The following is a 1,484-nucleotide window of genomic DNA, read 5'->3' as shown; positions in this document are numbered from 1 at the left end:
GGGCCGCGACGGTGGGCCGGCCGGGGTCCGGGTCCTGCGGCAGGTAGCGCGACTCCGCGACGTCGTAGGGGCCGAACCGGCCCGGCGGCAGGTCGCCCCATTGCATGGGGGTGCGGGACCCGGCGCGGTCGTAGGTGGGGCTGAGCCGCGACCCCTCGAGCGTCGGCGTGCCGGGCACGAACCGCATGCCGATCTCGTCGCCGTAGTAGATCGAGGGCATGGACGGCCAGGTGAGCGTCAGCACGAGGGCGGCGCGGGCCTGGTCGGCGTCGCGGGCACCGGCCACGAGCCGGGTGAAGTCGTGGTTCGACGTCGGCAGGCCGGTCAGCCCGCCCCGCCCGGCGGCGGTGATCGCCGCGGTCGCCGCTTGCCAGGCGCGGACGAAGGTTCCGGCGTCGCCGCGGGCCTCGGCGTCGGCCCAGGCCGGCACGTCACCCCACGACGGGTTGACGGTGCCGGCGCCGTTGTTCCACAGCGAGCGCAGCGGCAGGCCGTCGTCGTCCCCGCCGAAGTGGAGGAAGAAGTCGGCGTGGAAGCCGGACGGGACGGAGACGCGCGGGTCGCCCCACTCGCTGACCAGCACCCGGCCCGGGTACGCCCGGTCGAGCCAGTCGCGGGTCTCGCGCCACAGCCGGCCGGTCTCGACCAGGCCGGGGTCGTCCTTGACGAGGGAGGCCGCCATGTCCACGCGGAAGCCGGCGACGCCGAGGTCGAACCAGTGCGCCATGATCTCGCGCACCGCGGACCGGTTGGCCCGCGGCCCAGGGGCGTCGACCGGCTGGCGCCACGGCTCGTCCGGGTGGGTGCGCGCGTACCCGAAGTTGAGCGCCGGCTGCACGGGGAAGAAGTTCGGCCGGTAGTAGCCGCCGCGGCGTCCCGGCCCGGGCTCGAACCCCTCCACCGGGACATCGCTCCACACGTAGCGGTGGTCGTCCGGGTCGTCGGCGGAGGCCACGAACCACGGGTGCTGGTCGGAGGTGTGCCCGGCCACGAGGTCGAGGAGCACGGCGATGCCGCGTCGCCCGGCCTCCTCGGTGAGCTCCGCGAGGTCGTCGTTCGTGCCGTAGCGCGGGGCGATCGTGCGGAAGTCCGCGACGTCGTACCCGGCGTCGGCGAACGGGGAGACGAAGCACGGGTCGAGCCACACCGCCCCGACGCCGAGCCACCGCAGGTAGTCGAGGCGGGCGGTGATCCCGGCGAGGTCGCCGATCCCGTCCGCCCCCGCGCGGCCCGAGTCGGCGAAGCTCTGCGGGTAGATCTGGTACAGCACCGTGCGCCCGAGGCGGGGCGCGAGGTCGGTCGCGGCGTGCTGCGTCATCGGGCCGCCTCCGTCCCGCCGATCCACCCGAGCCGGGCGTGGGCGTCCCCGGGTTCCTGCACCAGCCAGGCGCCCGTGCGGGCGGGCAGCCACGTCGGCCCGGCGGGCGCCGACGCGAGCTTGCCGACCGCGGTGAGCGTGAAGAGGTTGCGCCAGCGGTGGGGGA

1 protein-coding gene is annotated in these 1,484 nt (G+C 75.7%); it reads right to left on the bottom strand.

Features of this window, described 5'->3' with window-relative positions; genetic code table 11:
• The coding region (locus ELR45_RS10870; RefSeq protein ID WP_205856388.1) for an alpha-amylase family glycosyl hydrolase at positions 1-1,318 on the bottom strand (1,318 nt) is incomplete at its 3' end.
• Between the last annotated feature and the right edge of the window lie 166 nt (positions 1,319-1,484).

This window comes from Phytoactinopolyspora endophytica (genome assembly GCF_004138495.1).
Taxonomy (GTDB): Bacteria; Actinomycetota; Actinomycetes; order Jiangellales; family Jiangellaceae; genus Phytoactinopolyspora; species Phytoactinopolyspora endophytica.
This window is presented reverse-complemented; position numbering and strand designations above follow the sequence as displayed.